This is a genomic window from Litchfieldia alkalitelluris (assembly GCF_002153425.1).
GTDB classification, from domain to species: Bacteria; Bacillota; Bacilli; order Bacillales; family Salisediminibacteriaceae; genus Evansella; species Evansella alkalicola.
On sequence record NZ_KZ119600.1, the window covers coordinates 2,311,737 to 2,331,435 of the forward strand.

The window sequence follows — 19,699 nt, forward strand, 5'->3', positions numbered from 1 at the left end:
CAACTAATAAATAGGGGTGCTAATTATGATTCCAGATTTACTTTTAACAATCGCATGGATATTAGTAGGTGTCCGATGCGGAATCAAATTTGTTAATTTATTGAACAGTCGTTCTAAAGATTGGTTAGAAATTTTGTTTTACTTATCTGTTGTTATCATTACCTTAGGTATTTTGTTGTAACTCTTATAGAGGCTGGGACATCATATGTTAAAGTACATTTGTCCTAGCTTCTTTATGTTCAACCATTTGTTGTAATTACATTATCGCATTTTGAGAACTAGTAAGTTGTAGATCTGGGAAAACATAAGTGGAGTAAAATAAAGAGAATTTTTAATAACCATATACAAGAGGTGACCTAAAATGGAGTTATTTTTTTCGCCAGAATTTTATAAAGAAGATGGACAAGTACTAAACGTTGTGACAGATAAGAAGAAACCAGTTGGTTACATGGCATTTTTAAAGAAAGATAAAAAAATGTATGTATATGGTCATTTAGAGGAAGAAGGCGTTGCAGAGGATTTTAAAGATTTAGTCTCTCCATACATACAAGGTTTAACTAAAATTGAAGATGAAATAGAAGTATATAGTTATATATCTGTAGGTGGTAAAAAAATAGAAATACAGATCGAAGAAGAAGATAAATAAAGTAATGAGTCCGTTCATGTACAAACTAGCCTATGCGTTGGCCTAAACATGGATCATATACTTTTTATTTTAATAAAAATAAACTGCAAACAAAGGGGATTATTCAGTATCCTCTTTTTTTTGTTGTAGTAAAGAGACAAGTCCATGAATAGAATGTACAAGCGTTCATTCAAAAATCGTGGACTTGGAGGATCGATTCATGAGCATCTTTCTTACTTATATTTTATTAGGATTATCATTAGCAGCACCGATAGGCCCAATTAATGCGGCACAAATTGATCGCGGTATAAAAAATGGCTTTGTCAGTGCATGGCTAGTTGGTTTAGGAGCAACTATAGCAGATGCCTTCTACATGCTGCTCGTTTTTCTTGGAGTTTATCATTTAATTGAAATACCATTTGTTCAATCTTTCTTATGGTTATTTGGTTTCTTTGTATTAGTTTACACCGGCATAGAAAGCTTGACAGGGACTGGTGATATTTCTTTAAACAAGGATAAAAATATGCGTGAAGCACGATCTAAGTCCTTTTTCGCTGGATTTTTCATGTCTTTATTCAATCCTTTAACCATCCTTTTCTGGTTAGGTATTTTTGGATCTATTTTAGCAAAGACAGTTAGTTCTTATGATACAACACACGTCTTACTGTATATTACAGCCATATTCATTGGTATTACTGCTTGGGACATTACAATGGCCACCTTAGCAAGCTCCATGAGGAAATTTCTAACGGAAGGATTACTAAAGGTGGTTTCCATTGTATCTGGGCTCTGTTTAATTGGATTTGGTGTCTATTTTGGTATTCAAGCGGCTAGTGTATTATTTTCTTAAACCTTCTTAAATAAAGATGTCCTTTGTTTATTGTCTGGTTCATCAGGATGCTTTTTCCACCAACTTCGCATCATGAACGTAATAATGCCTATGATGAGAATAAACAAAAGGCTTACATAAAGACCAGGACGGCTAGTTTGGTGAAAAGCAGTACCAATGATGGCTACTAGTACGATTGTAAAACCTGACCACCTTTTTACTTTGTCCATGGTCGTCAATTCGTGCAAACGGCCGTATGATCCAATAATAAAAAACCAGTTGTACAAGAGCATCAACCCTGCAGCTGTCGTAAAATATTCATAGATTGAATCGGGCATGACGATGGATAAAACAATAGCAACAACAATACTTGCAGAAGTAAGTCCAATTGCAGGTAATGCCATATTTTTAACCTTTTTCGATAAGAAAGCAGGTGCGTCCCTGTCTTCAGCTAATGAAATTAATATTTTAATCATTGCAAATAACGATGCCACCATTGTAGAAAAGCCAGCAATAATAAAAACGCCATTAAAAACATGGGGGATAAAAGCAATGTTGTATTTATCTAACGCTTTTACGAATGGGCTCTTATCTGTTGAGAAGTTTTCCCATGGGACCATAAGCAGGGCAAGGGATATTGCAGTAATATAAATAATTGCTAATAAGAAAAACATTGCTTTTCCTGACTTTGTAACATCATTCATATTCTTTAATCGAATGGCTAATAAACCAATGATTTCAATTCCAGCAAAGCCATAAAAGCCAAAGATCAGTGCAGGAAGTAAACCTGTGATACCATTTGGAAATAAACCACCATATGTCCTAGGTATTGTCGTTATTCCTTCTCCTTCACCTAACAAGCCTGATATTCCAAGAATAGCCAGAATGATAAACATGAGAATAGCTGCAACCTTTAGAACAGCAAGTAAATTTTCAATACGATCAAAAGTTTTTGTACCTGTAACAATCACTAAGATGGCAAGAACAGCATATCCGCATGCAAAGATCCATAAAGGTATGTTTGGAAACCAAAACTTTGAAAAGATTGACAATGCTGTCAACTGACTCCCCATTATTAATAATTCAGAAAGCCAATAGACCCAACCTGTACTGAAGCCTGCCCATCGACCATAGGCTTTTTTTGCATAAGTACGAAAAGAACCGCTTTGTGGATCTGCTATTGTCATCTTTGCTAATGCTTCGTAAACAAAATAAGTACCAACCGCTGCTAAAAAAAATGCGAATACAACAGAAGGGCCGGCCATAGAAATGGCAATACTTGATCCAAGAAAGAAGCCTGTCCCTATGGTACAGGCCACACCGAGTAAAGAAAGCTGCCACCAGCTTAATTGTTTCTCTATTTTTCCACTAGTACTTTTCAACGAACGCTCCCTCCTTATGCTCCAATTATTGTTCGAAAAAACACTAGTAGTTATGTAAAAAAGCTGATATTGCAAAAATAATTAATACTTCTAACTTTTATGAACAACTGAATATATTCTAAAAAGGGTAATCATCAAATTACTTATTAGGAGATGATTAACGTTGGACGATATTTATCCTATATTAAATTCATTAAATGATATTAAAAGTACCAGTGTTTTAGCCACCATCACCCATGTAGAAGGATCAGCTTATAAAAAAGAGGGTTCTTGCATGATTTTTCATGAAGACACTACGCAAACAGGGATGTTAAGTGCGAATTGCTTAGAAGAGGATTTATCCTATCATGCCATTGAGGTGCGGTCAGAAGGATCACCAAAGACAGTCTCCTATAATATGTTGGACGAACGTGATGGACTTTGGGGTCAAGGTGTGGGCTGCAACGGTGTCATTTATGTTTTATTGGAGCCATTCGACGATTCCCTAAGAAACATGTTTAAGGATCTGAAGGAATCCTTAGATATGAGAAAGCATATGTGTATTTTAAGGGAATTTAATCAAAATTTCGAATTCGTTAATCGTGAATTATTTTCTGCTGATTATCAAACGGAAGAGCAAGACAGTACCAAAAGGGGAGCAATTTTGGAGTATGAAAATGATTCATATTTTTATAAACAGTTTGTATTACCACAGCCTAGATTAATTATTTTTGGTGCAGGACCAGACACAAGACCTTTAGTTAATCTAGCTTCAGAACTACATTTTAAAATAATTGTTTGTGATTGGCGTTCCGAATATAATACACAAACAAATTTACCTGGTGTTCATGAACACATGATTGGTTTTCCAATGGATATACTACCAAAGATTTCCATAACAAAATACGATTTTATTGTGGTAATGACACATAACTTCACGAGAGATCAGGAGATTTTGACATATTTAGTCAAAAATAACTCTGAATCTAAGTACATTGGAGTTTTAGGACCTAAAAGACGAACTTATAAATTATTAGATGTTAGTAAATTACCTAATAATCTATACTCACCAATCGGTTTATCTATAGGTGCTAAAGGTGCAAAGGAGATTTCAATTAGTATTATTGCGGAAATCATTGATGTATATCATTATCATTTCGATTTTAGACTTAAAAGGACTGGTGTGCTTGATAAACAAAAAAGTAGTAGGAGTTTATATGGCAGCAGGTAAAAGCAAGCGGATGGGGGAGAATAAATTAAATCTTCCATTAAAAGACAATAGAGTGGGTGGGTGGGCACTAAGGGCACTGATTAATAGTGAAACGAATGAAAACATCGTGGTTACAAGAGAAATTCATCAGCAAGAGTGGTTATCACAACACACATATGATTACTTTATTGTAAAAGTCGAGGACCAAGATCATTCTATGTCATCATCGATTAAAACTGGCCTTTTGAAGGCAATAGAACTTGATGCTGAAGCCATTCTTATTGTTCTTGCAGATCAACCTTACATTACTTCCAATCACTTGAATTTTTTAATGCATACATTCAAGTATCAGCCTCAAATAGCATTTGTTAATAAATCTAATGATGGACTGTTAAAGCCTCCAATGTTAATTAGTAAGCTTGTTTTTCCTGACCTATTAAAACTACAAGGTGATGTAGGAGCTAAAGGAGTTCTTATGAATAAATGGAAGGACCAGGGATTAACTTTTTCAGAAGATAATAGTGACTTGTTTTATGATGTTGATACAAAGGAAGATTACTTGGGTTTGTTTGATCCTAATTAGATTTAAGTTATCGCAGCCTGGTTCAATTAAGAAAAACTAGGGGGAATTAGATGACGAATATTGGAAAAAGCGTAATCCGAAAAGAGGCAGAAGATAAGGTTACAGGTAGGGCTAAATATACTGCAGATTACTCATCTGTTGGTATGCTATTTGGAAAAACCGTAATTAGTAAACATGGGCATGCAAGGATTAATAACATTGATGTTTCAGAGGCGGAGAAGGTACCTGGTGTGAGGGCTATTGTAGCAGGAGAACGATTTCCATTAACAGGTGAGGAAATCAGGGATCGTCCACCTATTGCAGTAGACAAAATCCGCTATCATGGAGAAGTCACGGCAATCGTTGTTGCAGATTCACCTTCTATCGCTAAAAAAGCAGCAACTCTCATTCACGTGGATTACGTACCATTGCCAGTAGTAAATTCCCCTAGGGAAGCGGTTAAAAAAAGTGCACCCCTTGTTCATGAAAATGTAGCATTATATGAAAAGGACGAAGGTGTTAACCCAATTCCAGAATCAAATATAGCCAATCATACGAAAATACGTAAAGGCAATATAAAAAAAGGATGGGATCAGAGTGAAGTTACAGTAGAAAATAACTTCTCCTTTCCACCATCTGACCATATTGCAATGGAAACGAGGAGTGCCATTGCTGAAATAAAACCTAATGGAGATATTCACATTAAAACATCTTCACAAGCACCTTTTATGGTTAAAGAATTGCTTTCTGCCTATTTTAATATTGAAGTAGGAAAAATTATAGTTGATACACCTTTAGTTGGAGGAGGATATGGGGGAAAAGCTTCCGTACAATTAGAAATTCTAGCATACCTAGCTTCAAAAGCTGTTGGTGGAAGAGTAGTTAAAATGATGAATGAACGAGAAGAGGACCTTATTAGTTCACCTTGCCATATGGGTCTCGATGCTACTGTAAAGATTGGCTGTACGAAAGAAGGCATTTTAAAAGCTGCTGAGCTTACATATCTTGTGGACAGTGGTGCTTATTCTGATAAAGCCATTCATTTAAGTCGTGCATGCGCAGTGGATTGTACTGGTCCATACCGTATTGATCATATATGGTGTGACTCTTATGCCGTGTATACAAATCACCCATACCCTGCACCTTACAGAGGCTTTAGTCATGCAGAAGTTCATTTTGTTTTCGAACGTGCGATGGACATATTGGCTAGAAAACTACGTATGGATCCACTTGAATTAAGGCGAAAAAACGCCATATTACCTGGAGACACATCACCAACGCAAGTTGTTCTAAATCGGAGTACAGTAGGGGACGTTCCTCAATGTATTGAAAAGGTCAAAGAACTAAGCCGATGGAATGAAGGTCAAATCATAGAAGTTGATAAGAGATACGTTCGTGCAAAAGGGATAGCTTGTGTGTGGAAAAATTCAACAATACCACCTGAATCAAGTTCGGGTGTTGTGATTACTTTTAATGAAGATGGAACATTGAATCTAATAAGTGGTGTTGTTGAAATAGGAACTGGTACAAAAACAGTGCTAGCACAGATGGTTGCTGAATATTTTCGTATGGACACAAACGATGTTTACGTGAGAATGAATGTAGATACGCAGGCTACGCCAGAGCATTGGAAAACAGTTGCAAGTAGAGGAACACTTATGGCTGGTAGGGCAGCATTAGCTGCAGCAGAAGATGCCATTAATCAGATCAAAGATATTGCATCTCGTGTTTTAAAGGTTAGGCCTGATGATTTAGAAGTTGGTAATCGCCGCATTTTTCTTAGAGAGGAACCTAATAGGGGTCTAGACTTTAAAGAAGTCGTTTATGGATATACGTATCCTGAAGGAAATGCTATTGGTGGCCAAATTATAGGTAGGGGTAATTATATATTAAGAAATGTGACCCACCTTGACCCTGAAACAGGGAAGGGGAATCCAGGACCAGAATGGGCAGTTGGGGCACAAGTTGTAGAGGTGGAATTTGATCGTCGCGATTATACTTATCGAATTTTAAAGGCAATCTCCGTCTTGGATATTGGGAAAGTATTAAACTATAAAGGAGCATTGGGTCAAGTTACTGGTGCAATGTGTATGGGTCTTGGTTTTGGAGGAAGAGAATCTTTTATTTTTGATCAACAAGGAAGAGTATTGAACCCACAACTTCGTACCTATAGGCCCGTTCAATTTGGTGAGCAACCAGAATATATAGTTGAGTTCGTGGAAACACCACATATAGATGCACCTTTTGGCGCGAGGGGAGCTGGTGAACAAGGCTTGTTAGGTATGCCTGCTGCACTAGGAAATAGTTTATCAGTTGCTGCAGGTGTGGAATTGTTCCATTTACCTTTGATCCCTGAGAGTATTTGGGCTGAAAAGGAGGGACGGGAATGATTCCTTTTGATTTTGAATACTATCGACCTGAAAGTATTAGTGAAGCAGTACAATTATTTATAGAATTAGATCAAGCTGGAAAGAATCCAGTTTATTTCTCTGGAGGAACAGAGATTATCACCCTTGGTAGAATTAATGTTCTGTATACGAATGCTGTCATTGACATAAAAGGAATACCAGAATGTCAAGTAATGGATTATCATGAAGGAAATTTATATTTAGGTTCTTGTTGTACCCTAGTTGATATAGAGGAGAAAAACCTTTTCCCACTATTAACCGCTACTTCAAAGGAAGTTGCAGATCATACTGCTAGAACAAAAATTACACTTGGTGGAAATATATGTGCAAATCTTTTTTACAGGGAGGCAGTATTACCGTTTCTCCTTGCTGACAGTCAAGTGATTATTGCAGGCCCAAATGGTTATAGAACAGAATATATCAATCAAGTGTTCAATCAAACATTACAATTAGAGCGGGGAGAATTCCTTGTCCAGCTCATTACGGAGCCAGATAAGATAGAAGCACCTTCTATCAATATTAAACGAAGACGTCAATGGACTACTGGTTATCCACTAGTAACAGTAGCGGGGCTTAAACTGGGGGAAGAGATCCGCGTTGCTATTAGTGGTTTATGTCCCTACCCCTTTCGTTCACAGAAAATGGAATACTATATAAATAGTCAAGATTTTTCACAGAGAGATAGAATAGAAAAAGCCTTAGGAGATGTAGATGGAAATGTTTTAAATGATACGGAAGGTTCAGATAAATATCGATTATTTATATTGAGAAATACGATGCTGGATATTGTAAGCACATTAGAAGGGGAGCGTGCTTAAGTTGACAGGGACAACAAATATTACTTTAAATATTAATGGAGAAAAACGACCTGTTACCGTTCGACCATCGGAAACGCTCTTAGGTATACTCCGAGGTAAACTTGGATTAACAGGGGCAAAACCAGGTTGTTTAAACGGTGACTGTGGAGCTTGTACTGTTATGATAGATGGGAAGCCAATGAAATCTTGCTTAATGCTAGGTGTCGAAGCTCCTGGTAAGAAGATACAGACAGTTGAGGGATTAAACGGGACTCCAATACAGAGGTCTTTTATAGAGCATTTTGCTTTTCAATGTGGTTACTGCACTCCAGGGTTTATCATGAACTGTCAGTCTTTAATTGACACTAACCCTAATGCACCAGATGAAATAATTGAGGAATGGTTAAAATCAAACATATGCCGTTGTACTGGATATGAAGAAATTGAGAAGGCGATTAAATCTGTTTTAAGAGATAAATAGGAATATGAGGTGTTCCATTGATATGATGGGACACTATTTTTTTGTTAAGGTTAAGGTACTTGTGCTTGTCTTTATACTTTCACATAAAGTTCAAACATTCGTTCGATTAAAATGGATATAATAAAATAAACCCAGATTTTCTTCTACAATGCTATGCCCACGATTTTCCTAGACTTTTCTCTTAACCTTCTCAAAATTTATTTAATTCCAACAGTTATAAATGCACAAATGGAAAAACAATACATAGGTTACCTTTCTAGTAACACTATTTATGTGAGGCTTTTTTATCAATTTGATATAATAAAATAACTTAAAAGTGTCATTTCTGTAAAGGAACCATTATAAGAATAATAGAATTCAGGTGAATGTGATGAAACTTATCGTAGCGGAAAAGCCAGATCAAGGTGCAAAGCTCGCTGCCCCCTTCCCCCATAAAAAAACAAACGGCATCATTCAAATTGAACCAAATGAAATTTTTCCGAGTGGTGCTTATGTAACTTGGGCAGTTGGTCATTTGTGTGAGCTTATACCACCAGAAGAATATGATTCTAAGTGGAAAAAATGGACTATGGATACATTACCAATTATTCCAAAACGCTTTCAGCATCGAGTTGTTAAAACAAGATGGAAGCAGTTTAATAAAGTAAAAGAGTATGTCCACCGCCAAGATGTAGATGAAATTATCATCGCTGGGGATGCGGAGCGAGAAGGGGAAGCGATTGTTAGAATTATTTTGTTATTATGTAAAAATAATAAACCGATGAAGCGCTTATGGATTTCTTCCTTAACGAAAAAGGCTGTAGAACATGGATTTAAAAATTTATTGAAGGAAGAGGATACAAGAAACATATATTACGAGGCAATTAGTCGTGCCTGCGCTGATTGGCTTGTTGGAATAAATGCGTCTAGAGCTTATACATTGCTACTACAGAAAAAGGGAATCTCTGATGTTTTTTCCACTGGAAGAGTACAAACTCCAACCTTAGCATTAATTGTTAAACGAGAGGAGGAAATTAGCAACTTTAAGTCTGAACCTTTTTGGGAAGTAAATGCTAAGTTTGATTTTGAAGGGAAAAAATTCACAGGTAAATGGCACAAAGATGGTGAAACAAGAATTAAAGACAAGAATCTTGCTGAAAAAATCATGCAATTTTGTAAACAGAAGCAATCTGAAATCATGGAAGTGAAAAAGGATCGTAAAGAATATCAGCCACCTTTTTTATTCAATTTATCCTCATTACAAGCAACTGCGAATAAATTATATCGATATTCACCAAAAAAGACACTAGATATTGCACAAAAGCTTTATTTAAAAGGTATTATTTCATACCCTAGATCTGATTCCAATTTTGTTACTAAAGGGGAAGCAGCTCAGTTTCCAGATACATTGAAAAAACTAAGTAATATCAGTACTTTTAAGGAGTTTTTCCCATTGCCTATCGACTCAATATATACTAATAAACGATATGTCAATGAGAAAAAAGTAAAGGACCACTATGCAATTATTCCAACAGAGCAAGTAACGAATCCTTCTAAACTTCAAGAAGAAGAAGCTAAGATTTATAGTCTGATAGTAAAAAGACTAATTGCTGCTCATTACAATAAAGCAGTAGTTGATGTTACGACAGTTCAAACCATTGTAGATCATCGTGCAACGTTTGTTTCAAAAGGGAAAGTTACAGTAGATGATGGCTGGAGAAGAGTATTCTCTGAGAAAAGTAAACCTAAGAAAATCAACGAAGGTGAGCAGGAATTACCAACTCTTCAAGAAGGAGAACAAGGTTTTGTAGACAATGTTACTGTCAAAGAAAGCAAAACGCAGCCCCCTAAGAGATATACGGAAGGTGATTTGATTACTTTGATGAAAACTGCTGGAAAGCATATCTATGATGAACAACTCATTAAAGTGTTAAATAGCACGGAGGGATTGGGGACAGAGGCCACGAGAGCTGGAATTATTGGCGTTCTTAAAGATCGTGGATATATTCAGGTAAATAAGAACCAAGTATATGCTACAGATAAAGGAAGACTTCTCATTAATGTTGTTGGAGAGAGTATATTAGCATCTCCTGAAATGACTGCAAAATGGGAACAACGTTTAACTGAAATTGGTGACGGAAAAGCTTCTGCAAAGGTCTTTATGGAACAAGCTAAAAAATTGAGTGAGAAATTAATTGAAGAAGCTATTCATGGTTCTGCGAGTTGGGACTTCAATGGTTTTGATATAGAGAATATTATAGATAATGCAACTTCGAGTAAAAAATGGGGCAATTCATCAAGGAAATCACCTTTAGGCTCTTGTAAGAAGTGCGATGGGAAACTAATAGACAAAGGATCATTTTATGGGTGCTCCCAATACACAAAAACAAAATGTAACTTTACATTATCAAAGAAAATATTAGGAAAAACAATCTCTCAATCAAACATAAAAAAACTATTAAAAGGCGAAAAAACAGATATTATTAAAGGTTTCAAAAAGGGAGAAAAGGTTTTTGATGCTTACTTGATTTGGAATAAAGATACAAATCAAGTCGAATTCAAGTTTAATTGATGCACACCTATAACCAATGCAAATGAGATGTTTTATTCAAAAAAAGCTGAAGCAATTTTAATTTGCTCAGCTTTTTTACATTGGCTACCGTGAAAATATGTTTTGTAGAAAGAAACTACGTTAAATTAAGCTTCTTTGAGTTGATCGTCCAAGTTTGAAACTGGTTCTATTCTTAGTGTGTGCATAGTATAAAGAGCTTTAGAAATTTCAAAAACTTCAAATGAATCTACATCACTATTCAATCGGCTAAGAAGTTCAGTTTTATTTAGGACAACATTAACATATGGCATCTTTAATGCGGCTTTTATTGAACGTGTATTTTCTTTTCTAATACGCATATAAACTTGTTCAATGCCAAGTTCAAAAAATAATTCATGTAGAAATAACTCTTTTGCAATTTTATTGTAACCTTTTCCGTGGTAAGGCTTCCCTATCCAAGTTCCTATAAAACCAGTGTTCTCATGAATATCAAATAAATTTATTGTACCAATTGGAAGACCCCACTCATCTAAAATAGTTCTAGAGATTAGCTTTCCCTGTTCTTCAGCTTCAAGTGTTTGTTTCGTTAAGAAGATAAATTCATCATATGAATAAGCTTTTTGGCGAACAAAAGGAAACACATCTGGGTGCACCATTAATTCATAAAGTACCTGACATTCTTGTAAATCACGTTTCTTAATCATATATATTCCCCCATATGAGGACAGACCTATTGTGTGGACCACCCTCGAAATTTTTCGATTGCACAAAAATTCCGGGGTGGGAATCGAACCCACTAGGACCAGTTCATACTGGTGGCGCACCATTTGCCTTCCCAAAACAACCAGTAACTGATTGTTAAGTTATATTATATTTAAATAACTGCAAAATACTTCGTAATCAGACGAAAATTATCATAACACATAATTATTTAAAGATAAACAGTTATTTACTTGAAATAACTTAGTAATACTTATATATACTAAATATACCTATTCGTAGAAAGGTGAAAAACTATTTAACAACATATTTATATTGCAAAGTTCTATAAATTTTTTTGAAAGTTCGATATAGTATATGGAAGGGGGGGACCTAGGGTTGATACATAAAACGATACAAGAACAGAGTTCTACGATTCCATTAACAGCCGAAGAAAAATTTCGTTTGAAAAGACTTGAGCAAAAACATCAAAAAAATGTATTTGAAATGGCTTTTTGTGGTCACTTTTCAGCAGGTAAATCAACAATGCTAAATAAACTACTTGGTGCGGAGGTATTGCCGACGAGTCCAATTCCAACGAGTGCAAATATTATTGAATTAAAAAATGGTGAATTAGGATTAACAATAAAGACTCAAAAGAATGATAAAAAATGGGACGGAGAGATTCCCTGGAATGAAGTTCGTAAATGGGGAATGGACGGTCAGGAAATACAGGGGTTGACAATTACTGCCGACCTACCGTTTCTTGGAGAAAATAGTTCCATTCTAGATACACCAGGTGTTGATTCTACTGATGCATCTCATGAAAAAGTAACCGTTGAACAATTATATACAACTGACGTTATTGTTTACGTAATGGACTATAACCATGTTCAATCAGAAACAAATTTATATTTCCTAAAACAATTGAGCGATGAAAATAAACCTATATATATTGTCATAAACCAAATTGATAAACATAATGATGATGAAATTCCCTTTATTGATTTTAAAAGTTCAGTGGAAACAATCTTAGGAAAATGGAATATACATTATATTAAAATGTTTTTTACTTCAATGAAAAAGCCGAATCATCACCTTAATGAATTTGGAACTATGGAAAATGAGCTTAAAGGGCTTTTATATAATAGTCACAAATTATTAGATCATGCGGCTTCCCGCTTAGAGCAAGGGTTTTATCAATCCGTTGCACTAAGACTAAGGGAACAAAAACAGGAAAATGCGACAGACATAATTGAGGAAATGAAGGAGCAAGGTTTTTCCTTAGAACAGTTAAAGGAAAAGGAACACTTACTAGATCGATTAGATGAAGTTTCAAATTATAAAGAGAATTATAGAAAAATGTATCATGAACAGCTTAGTCGATTATTTAAAAATGTGACATTGTTTCCATATTCCACAACTGATTTAACTCGTAGTTGGATTGAAAGTTTACAGCCTGGGTTTAAAGTTGGCTTACTTTTTTCAAAAAAGAAAACGGAAGAGGAGCGAAATAGGCGCCTTCAACTGGTACTTGAGGATTTAAAGGATAAAGTTAAGACACAACTTATTTTTCACGTAACAGATTTCCTTAAAAATTTAGACCGTACCGTATTAGATTTTACTTCTGATTTTGACAAAGCGATTGAAGAACTAGCTATATTTGATGAGAAAGTTGTTGCTGAAATGATGCTTCAACTCGTAAATGCAGAACACGCAAGTAGGGAGTACGTCTATACATTTACGAAAGAAATAACAGAATCAATCGTAAAACTAATTAAGGAACGTTCACTGCATATGTTAGAAACTTACATAGTAGGGGCAGAAAAATTTCATCATGAAGAAAAAGACAATGTTCTAGCAAAAATTAACGAATTAGGTAAGTTAGAAAAGTTTGAAGAACAGTTAAGGGAAAATGAAATAAAATTTGATAAACTACGAAAAGAAGTGGAGACAAGATTAGCAGAGTTCCCAGCAAATGACCTTTATTTTCAACATTTGAGTGATATTAGTAAAGGGAGTTTCCCACAAAGCAAAGGGCAAAGCTTCCGCAATATCACTGACTCTTCTGAAAGTCTAATCGAACCCGTGACGGATCTACCAATAATAAAAGAAGAAAGTCAAGAAAAAATAAGTATTGCAGATGACTGGTTGAAGGATCTAAAAAGAATATTACAAAACTTTAAAGGGGAAACCATTTTATCGACTGAAAGGGAAAGATTAATTGATCGGATAAATCGCTATGAAAATAAGACATTCATTATTTCTTTGTTTGGTGCCTTCAGTGCAGGGAAATCAAGTTTTGCTAATGCTTTGTTAGGCGATAGTGTATTACCTGTATCACCGAATCCTACCACTGCAACAGTCACTACAATACAGAGATCAACGGAACAATATAAACATGCTACCGCCGTTATTTCGTTTAAAACAAAAGAAGCATTGGATCAAGAAATAAAGAGTGTTAGTCAGCATTTAGGCCAGGACATCAACCTAGATAAATTAAAAAAGTGGGTACCAGATAAGAAAAGTTATATCACTGGGTGGCAAAAAACAAATGTAGAGTACTTATTAACGATTAAGAAAAGCGGAATAGATTCCAACGACATTGGTTCTGACAAAATAATACCCTTAGATCTACTTGATGATTTTGTTGCAAATGAAGACAATGCTTGTCTTATCGAAAAAGTACACATTTATTATGATTGTGATCTGACGGAAAAAGGTATTGTTCTTGTAGATACTCCAGGTGTAAATTCTGTGCACGGTCGTCATACGAATGTAGCATTTAAACAAATGCAAAAGTCAGACGCCATTTTTTACTTAACTTATTATAATCACGCTTTCTCTAAGAGTGATCAATATTTCCTTCAGCAAATTGGTCAAGTTAATGAAAGCTTTGAGCATAATAAGCTATACTTTGTTTTAAATGCAGCGGACTTAGCAAGCAGTACAGGAGAACTAAATGGTGTAAAAAATCATGTATTTTCTCAATTACAAAGCTGTGGGATAAAGGAACCTAGGCTATTCCATCTTTCGAGTAAAGAAGGGCTTTTAGAAAAGAAAAGGAGTGGTAAAAACTCATCAACTTTTTCAGCGTTTGAAAATTTCTTCCATCAACACACTATTTCTGAACTTAAAGTATTAAGTTTAGGAATCATTAAAGATGAGTTTCTATCGTATGGAGAAAAGCTTAATGACAGTATCCATTTTATTGAAAAAGACTTGAAGTTACAAAAAGAAAAGTATGAACAATATAGCGCAAATGTGAGTAACCAAAAAGAATTGATAGATGGACTTTCATTTGAACATGTAACAAGGGATGCCGTTTTAGAGTTGGAACAGCTTTCTTTGTATCTACAAGACAGAATGAAATATGTCTTATATGATTATTATTCTTCGGCAATAAATGTATCTGTTTTAACTGGAAATAGTAAAAAAGAACTCCACTTCCAGTTGAATTCTGCAATAAGGGAATGGGTAAATCAAGGGGAGACATTTTTCAAGCATGAATTGGAAGCAACAATCATTCGCGTAGAAGAAAAAATGAAAGAACGGGCAGTTAGATGGCTACAGGAAGCATCAAATCAAATCAAGTCTAACCTACCATACTTTAGTTTCGATTCGGAGATTGCATTGTCAGCATTAAAATATCGATTCCCGTCACTTTTATTACAGGTAGAAAGTAAAAACTATACAGGTTTTTTAAAATCAAAAAAAGATTTTTTTGAAAATAATAAATCAAAGGAATTAAGAGAGCAATTAGTCTCTGATGGTTTCACGTTTACAAAGGATATTCTCAAATATATTACGCATGAACTATCAAATGCATTCACAAAAATGGCTCACCAGCTAGAAAGCGAGTTAAAAAACAGGCTACAAAAAGCTTGTGATCAAGAATTGGAACGATTTAATAAATTATTTGATCCAGAGGCGAAGGATAATTTGTATAGAGAAAAGGAGCAATTATCAGCATTGCTTGAGAAAGAAAATAGTTAATAATAGGAAAGCCGGTTCATTATGAAACAGAATGTGTTTCAATGAACCGGCTTTCTTTTACAATTAAACCAAAAGAGTGTTAGGAGGAACGTTTAAATTAACTATATTGGTCTTGCATTTTGTCAATTGCTTTTTGGATTGGTTGCATCATTTGATTTCCACCATTACGTTTGCCTCTCATCATACCAACTGCTGCAGCACCAATGCCAACACCTACTAAAGACATCATTAACCCATTTTTGTTATTTCGCTTTCTTTTGAACATGTCCATAAAAAAGAACCCCCCGTAACTAATTTGTTTGAAAAATACCTTTCAAACATTACTTATAGTCAGTTAAAATGGGAGTAAATATGTTAGGACATCATTTCCACTCAGTGCAGGAATACTAAAACAGTTGGTGGGAATTATATATTTATGTGTCATTATTATGTGTTGAAGATAAGAAACGAATTTAACTTTATGTATGAAGGACCGCTTTCTAAGCTTCCTTCAAATAAATTTCTTGAAATGGTGAAACGATGTTTTCGTGAAGTATCATGATCTTTGACTCATAAGAAACATGTTCGTTATATGTCACCAATAATTCATGGTAAAATGAGACGATAATTTCAACAGACCTAATGTTCTCTTTTGTAAACATACCTGAACGGTTTATTAAGATATTTCCATACTTTTTCACCATTTGACCAGTACGTTTCATTAATTTGGTGGCATCCTTCATTTTATAAATGTCATGAAGTTCTGTAAGATATGTTATGACGTCTTGTTGAATATGCTTAGATAACTGCTTATTTATTTCCTCTTTTGTTTCAGGAACATCCATAAATATAAACTGTTTGAGCATGATTACATCTGTCTCTAATGGTCTGTTTAAAAAATTTAAATATATACGTAGTGTATTATAAGCATCGTACATTGGGTTATGTTTTTCACCTTCAAATGTTAGGCCGTAAAATTGGAGGGCATTCTCTACTGAAGGATTATTTTTAGACACTCTTTTTGTAAAAATTGATTGAAAATCAATATATCTTGTTTCTATTTTTTGTATTGTTGCATTTGGAATTTGGTGACGATTAGCATCTATTTTTAACCTCGTGAGGTCACTTGTGGACCAAGAAAAGAATCGCGACTTTTTCACACCACCAATCCAAGTAAGAAAAGCAGGAAAAACTTCATCAAACCTGTTAGCATGTACTAAATCCTTGTCTTCAATGCCAGTTAATTTCTTGCAGAATTTACTGAGTGGTTTAGAACTATTTGGTTTAATAAACTGGTCAAATAAACTTATTTCTCCAGTCTCTATATTATACTTAGCAGCCCCAAGCCGAATAGCTTCCATATCGTCGAAAACCATACCGCGATTAGAGCATAACATTTCAAAATCAAAGAAAATATACTGTTTAATTTGAGCCATAATTTCCTCCTTTCACTAACTGTTTATTTTAACTGATAAACACAATGTTTGAAAGGAGAAAATTAATCCATCTATAATATATAATAGTAAAATGAGTCAGTACCAACTATAACATGGTAAATTGGTAAGATTTAATGTACTGACTTTTGATAAAATCGGGTAATACTATTTTTATGAAGGAGGGTTAAATATGCCAGAAGAACAACAAACACCTCCACCACCTGTTGAGGTTGGAGAGGTTGTAAAAGTTAATGCAGGTGAAAATAAAGGGGAGGAAGCAAAGGTAATCGCTGTGTACAATAATTCGGTAGCAGTTGAGTTAAACAAAATGCAAAAGAATGGGACCCTTGCGAGAACAGTTCTAAGTCATAAGGAATATACAAAAAATAAAAAATAAATACATACAAAAACAAATATTATATTGATTTTTGGAGAGGCTGGGACAAAGTCTTTTAACATTTGAGAAACTCGAACATTTCGGTTTTCCTGTAGGAGTCTAAGTTTATTACTGACACTACATGTGAGTAATGTTTGGATTTCCAGTTAAATACTTTAGTTATCCCGACCTCTTTTTTAGTTTCAGTGTTCTATCTCACAACGTAAACTCATGTGATGGGTTACCATAACTATGAAGAGAAAAATAATAAATAATTGAAAGAGGGATAGGATATGAGCACTAATAATACTGTTGCAAAAATCTATGCTCCTGATATTGAACCACGCTTTAGACATCCACAAATATTGGAAACATTTGATACATTAAAATCAGGCGAAGTTTTAGAATTAACTAATGATCATGATCCAAGGCCTTTACATTATCAGTTTATGATGGAGAGGGAAGGACAGTTTGAGTGGAAATACTTAGTAGAAGGTCCTGATCAATGGAAAGTAGCGATTGGGAAAAAGTAAATCTTTGAGGGGCTATAAAAAGCCTCTCTTTTTATATTAAGTCCTATGTGAGTTATTACACAGCGCTCTCAATTATTTTTGCTTATGATGTTAGGAAGAGAATGAAATAAAGGGGGCGAGGGTATTGTTTCCTCGAGACTATAATGAAAATCCATTTATTGTGATATGGGAATTAACTCGTGCGTGTGAGTTAAAATGTTTGCACTGTCGAGCTGAAGCGCAGTATAAGCGTCATCCATTAGAGCTGTCATTTGAGGAGGGAAAAAAGCTAATTGATGATATTCACTCCATGAATAATCCCATGCTTGTATTCACAGGCGGGGACCCACTAATGCGTAAAGATGTGTTTGAAATTGCTAAATATGCGATAAATAAAGGGGTACGTGTATCTATGACACCATCAGCAACCCCAAATGTGACAAAGGAAGCGATGGAAACTGCAAAGGAAATTGGTCTCTCAAGGTGGGCCTTTAGTTTGGATGGTCCTAATGCAAAAATCCATGACCATTTTAGGGGAACGACTGGTTCCTTTGATTTAACCATGAACGCAATATCCTATTTACATGAGCTGAATATGCCAATTCAAATTAATACTGTAATATCGAAATACAACTATGATTATTTAGATGAGATGGCAGCACTTGTAGAAGAGTTAGACTGTGTTTTATGGAGTGTCTTCTTCCTAGTTCCTACTGGGCGAGGACAGGAAAAAGATATGATTACACCAGCGGAACACGAAAAAGTTTTTAAATGGTTGTATGAGCTTTCTAAAAAGGTTAACTTTGATATAAAAACAACCGCAGCACAGCATTATCGAAGAGTAGTTATCCAAAATAAGATGAGAGAAAAGGCCAATAGTCATGAAGGGTCTTCTATACACTATCAAGATGCGCTTGTGAATGGACAAACTGGACAAATTGATGGATTAGGCAGAGCACCAAAAGGGGTAAATGACGGTAACGGTTTCGTTTTTATTTCACACATCGGTGATGTATACCCTAGTGGACTATTACCAATTAAGGTAGGGAATGTTCGTGAAACCCCACTCCCTCATATATATCGAGAATCACCAATATTAAAATCATTAAGAGATCCTGATTTATATAAAGGTAAGTGTGGTGTGTGCGAATTCAGACAAGTTTGTGGTGGATCAAGATCAAGAGCATTTGCAATTACTGGGGACTACCTAGAAAGTGAGCCTTACTGTGTTTGTTTATGGCAAACTAATAATGTAGGGTATGGCAATTAATTTATGCCGGCCCCGAGGGGCCGGCATAAATTAAAAAAGGCCACTTGCAATCTTCTCCAAATAACTTTAAACTCCTCGTTGGACCAACAACGTTTGACAGGAGGATATTAGGAGATGTTGAAAGTGGCACAAATAGATTATATCAGATATGAAGTGAATCAAAAAGGTGAAACATATGCCAATGTAGCAAGGAGAATGGAGATAGATCCAAGGACTGTAACGAAATATGCGAATCAAGAAGAATTTAACGTAAAGGAACCACAAAAACGAATTTCTAGAGTTATGGATCCAGTAAAACCAATTCTAGATAAGTGGATTAAAGAGGATCTTAAAAAGAAAAAGAAGAATCATAGAACGGCCAAAAAGATGTATGAGCAATTAGTAAAGTTTCATAGTTTCAAAGGGTCAGCCCGCTCAGTAAGAGCTTATGTATCTCATCGTAAGAAGGAAATAAAGGAGTATATTGAAGGAGCTGCCCTTCCGCTGGAAGCAATACCAGGTACAGCACAGGTGGATTTTGGAGAAGCCCCTTTCAAATATTTAGGGGAAGTAATTGACCTTCCATACTTAGTAATGTCATTCCAGAACAGTAATACATTCTACTTTCAGGTATTTCCTTCGGAAAACA

Annotated in this window: 17 protein-coding genes and 1 pseudogene; 14 read left to right on the forward strand and 4 right to left on the reverse strand. The window is 35.1% G+C overall.

The genetic code is table 11. The features are described from left to right. Positions 1–25 precede the first annotated feature (25 nt). From BW724_RS23610 to BW724_RS11065, 3 genes are all read left to right on the forward strand, one after another. Positions 26–181: a hypothetical protein gene (locus BW724_RS23610; RefSeq protein ID WP_176371380.1), complete on the forward strand. Its 156-nt coding sequence runs from the start codon at positions 26–28 to the stop codon at positions 179–181. A gap of 180 nt (positions 182–361) precedes the next feature. Further along, a complete protein-coding gene (locus BW724_RS11060) occupies positions 362–646 on the forward strand; it encodes a hypothetical protein (protein WP_088075280.1) in 285 nt (94 codons plus the stop codon). 199 nt (positions 647–845) lie between these two features. Next, complete coding sequence (locus BW724_RS11065) at positions 846–1,475, forward strand: LysE family transporter (RefSeq protein WP_088075281.1); 630 nt, start codon at positions 846–848, stop codon at positions 1,473–1,475. Here the strand turns inward: BW724_RS11065 and BW724_RS11070 are convergent. Beyond that, a complete protein-coding gene (locus BW724_RS11070; RefSeq protein ID WP_088075282.1) occupies positions 1,472–2,836 on the reverse strand; it encodes an amino acid permease in 1,365 nt (454 codons plus the stop codon). The genes BW724_RS11065 and BW724_RS11070 overlap by 4 nt on opposite strands. Before the next feature lie 163 nt (positions 2,837–2,999). On the opposite strand from BW724_RS11070, the gene BW724_RS11075 reads away from it, so the two are divergent. The 6 genes from BW724_RS11075 (at position 3,000) to BW724_RS11100 (ending at position 10,824) form a co-directional block, all read left to right on the forward strand. Beyond that, the gene (locus BW724_RS11075) at positions 3,000–4,046 is read left to right on the forward strand and encodes an XdhC family protein (RefSeq protein ID WP_088075283.1); all 1,047 of its coding nucleotides are present in this window, start codon (positions 3,000–3,002) and stop codon (positions 4,044–4,046) included. Further along, entirely contained in the window at positions 4,033–4,608 is a 576-nt protein-coding gene (locus tag BW724_RS11080; protein ID WP_176371381.1) for a nucleotidyltransferase family protein, read from the forward strand. Before BW724_RS11075 ends, BW724_RS11080 begins: the two co-directional genes overlap by 14 nt. A 50-nt stretch (positions 4,609–4,658) precedes the next feature. Further along, positions 4,659–6,977: a xanthine dehydrogenase family protein molybdopterin-binding subunit gene (locus BW724_RS11085; protein ID WP_088075285.1), complete on the forward strand. Its 2,319-nt coding sequence runs from the start codon at positions 4,659–4,661 to the stop codon at positions 6,975–6,977. Continuing rightward, entirely contained in the window at positions 6,974–7,813 is an 840-nt protein-coding gene (locus tag BW724_RS11090) for an FAD binding domain-containing protein (protein ID WP_088075286.1), read from the forward strand. The genes BW724_RS11085 and BW724_RS11090 overlap by 4 nt, the downstream gene beginning before the upstream one ends. Position 7,814: 1 nt before the next feature. Further along, positions 7,815–8,273, forward strand: a complete 459-nt coding sequence (locus tag BW724_RS11095) for a (2Fe-2S)-binding protein (RefSeq protein ID WP_088075287.1) — start codon at positions 7,815–7,817, stop codon at positions 8,271–8,273. Between the two features lie 370 nt (positions 8,274–8,643). Beyond that, positions 8,644–10,824: a DNA topoisomerase III gene (locus BW724_RS11100; RefSeq protein WP_088075288.1), complete on the forward strand. Its 2,181-nt coding sequence runs from the start codon at positions 8,644–8,646 to the stop codon at positions 10,822–10,824. 125 nt (positions 10,825–10,949) lie between these two features. On the opposite strand, the gene BW724_RS11105 is transcribed toward BW724_RS11100, so the two are convergent. Continuing rightward, on the reverse strand, positions 10,950–11,507 hold the full coding sequence (locus tag BW724_RS11105; RefSeq protein ID WP_088075289.1) for a GNAT family N-acetyltransferase: 558 nt from the start codon (positions 11,505–11,507) through the stop codon (positions 10,950–10,952). Positions 11,508–11,901: 394 nt separating this feature from the next. On the opposite strand from BW724_RS11105, the gene BW724_RS11110 reads away from it, so the two are divergent. Further along, a complete protein-coding gene (locus BW724_RS11110; protein WP_176371382.1) occupies positions 11,902–15,498 on the forward strand; it encodes a dynamin family protein in 3,597 nt (1,198 codons plus the stop codon). 97 nt (positions 15,499–15,595) lie between these two features. Here BW724_RS11110 and BW724_RS23615 read toward each other — a convergent pair whose 3' ends face one another. Together BW724_RS23615 and BW724_RS11115 are read right to left on the reverse strand one after the other, a co-directional pair. Further along, positions 15,596–15,769: a hypothetical protein gene (locus BW724_RS23615; RefSeq protein ID WP_176371383.1), complete on the reverse strand. Its 174-nt coding sequence runs from the start codon at positions 15,767–15,769 to the stop codon at positions 15,596–15,598. 208 nt (positions 15,770–15,977) lie between these two features. After that, positions 15,978–16,913 (reverse strand): 3'-5' exonuclease, encoded by a 936-nt coding sequence (locus tag BW724_RS11115; protein WP_088075291.1) that lies wholly within the window; start codon positions 16,911–16,913, stop codon positions 15,978–15,980. A 190-nt stretch (positions 16,914–17,103) separates the two neighbouring features. Here BW724_RS11115 and BW724_RS11120 point away from each other — a divergent pair, with 190 nt between their 5' ends. The 4 genes and pseudogenes from BW724_RS11120 to BW724_RS11135 form a co-directional block, all read left to right on the forward strand. Further along, positions 17,104–17,310 (forward strand): DUF2187 family protein, encoded by a 207-nt coding sequence (locus BW724_RS11120; protein ID WP_088075292.1) that lies wholly within the window; start codon positions 17,104–17,106, stop codon positions 17,308–17,310. Positions 17,311–17,582: 272 nt separating this feature from the next. Continuing rightward, positions 17,583–17,822 carry a DUF2249 domain-containing protein gene (locus tag BW724_RS11125; RefSeq protein WP_088075293.1) on the forward strand — a complete coding sequence of 80 codons (240 nt, stop codon included), beginning with the start codon at positions 17,583–17,585 and terminating at the stop codon, positions 17,820–17,822. Positions 17,823–17,946: 124 nt separating this feature from the next. Next, positions 17,947–19,071 (forward strand): TIGR04053 family radical SAM/SPASM domain-containing protein, encoded by a 1,125-nt coding sequence (locus BW724_RS11130; protein ID WP_088075294.1) that lies wholly within the window; start codon positions 17,947–17,949, stop codon positions 19,069–19,071. Between the two features lie 114 nt (positions 19,072–19,185). Continuing rightward, positions 19,186–19,699: pseudogene (locus BW724_RS11135) on the forward strand (IS21 family transposase); the annotation flags it as partial.

Bases quoted from the DNA above. Each gene is read 5' to 3' on its own strand.
- BW724_RS23615 (WP_176371383.1), bottom strand. From the start codon at position 15,769: ATGGACATGTTCAAAAGAAAGCGAAATAACAAAAATGGGTTAATGATG.
- BW724_RS11125 (WP_088075293.1), top strand. From the start codon at position 17,583: ATGAGCACTAATAATACTGTTGCAAAAATCTATGCTCCTGATATTGAA.
- BW724_RS11090 (WP_088075286.1), top strand. From the start codon at position 6,974: ATGATTCCTTTTGATTTTGAATACTATCGACCTGAAAGTATTAGTGAA.
- BW724_RS11120 (WP_088075292.1), top strand. From the start codon at position 17,104: ATGCCAGAAGAACAACAAACACCTCCACCACCTGTTGAGGTTGGAGAG.
- BW724_RS11065 (WP_088075281.1), top strand. From the start codon at position 846: ATGAGCATCTTTCTTACTTATATTTTATTAGGATTATCATTAGCAGCA.
- BW724_RS23610 (WP_176371380.1), top strand. From the start codon at position 26: ATGATTCCAGATTTACTTTTAACAATCGCATGGATATTAGTAGGTGTC.
- BW724_RS11115 (WP_088075291.1), bottom strand. From the start codon at position 16,913: ATGGCTCAAATTAAACAGTATATTTTCTTTGATTTTGAAATGTTATGC.
- BW724_RS11105 (WP_088075289.1), bottom strand. From the start codon at position 11,507: ATGATTAAGAAACGTGATTTACAAGAATGTCAGGTACTTTATGAATTA.
- BW724_RS11080 (WP_176371381.1), top strand. From the start codon at position 4,033: ATGGCAGCAGGTAAAAGCAAGCGGATGGGGGAGAATAAATTAAATCTT.
- BW724_RS11060 (WP_088075280.1), top strand. From the start codon at position 362: ATGGAGTTATTTTTTTCGCCAGAATTTTATAAAGAAGATGGACAAGTA.
- BW724_RS11085 (WP_088075285.1), top strand. From the start codon at position 4,659: ATGACGAATATTGGAAAAAGCGTAATCCGAAAAGAGGCAGAAGATAAG.
- BW724_RS11100 (WP_088075288.1), top strand. From the start codon at position 8,644: ATGAAACTTATCGTAGCGGAAAAGCCAGATCAAGGTGCAAAGCTCGCT.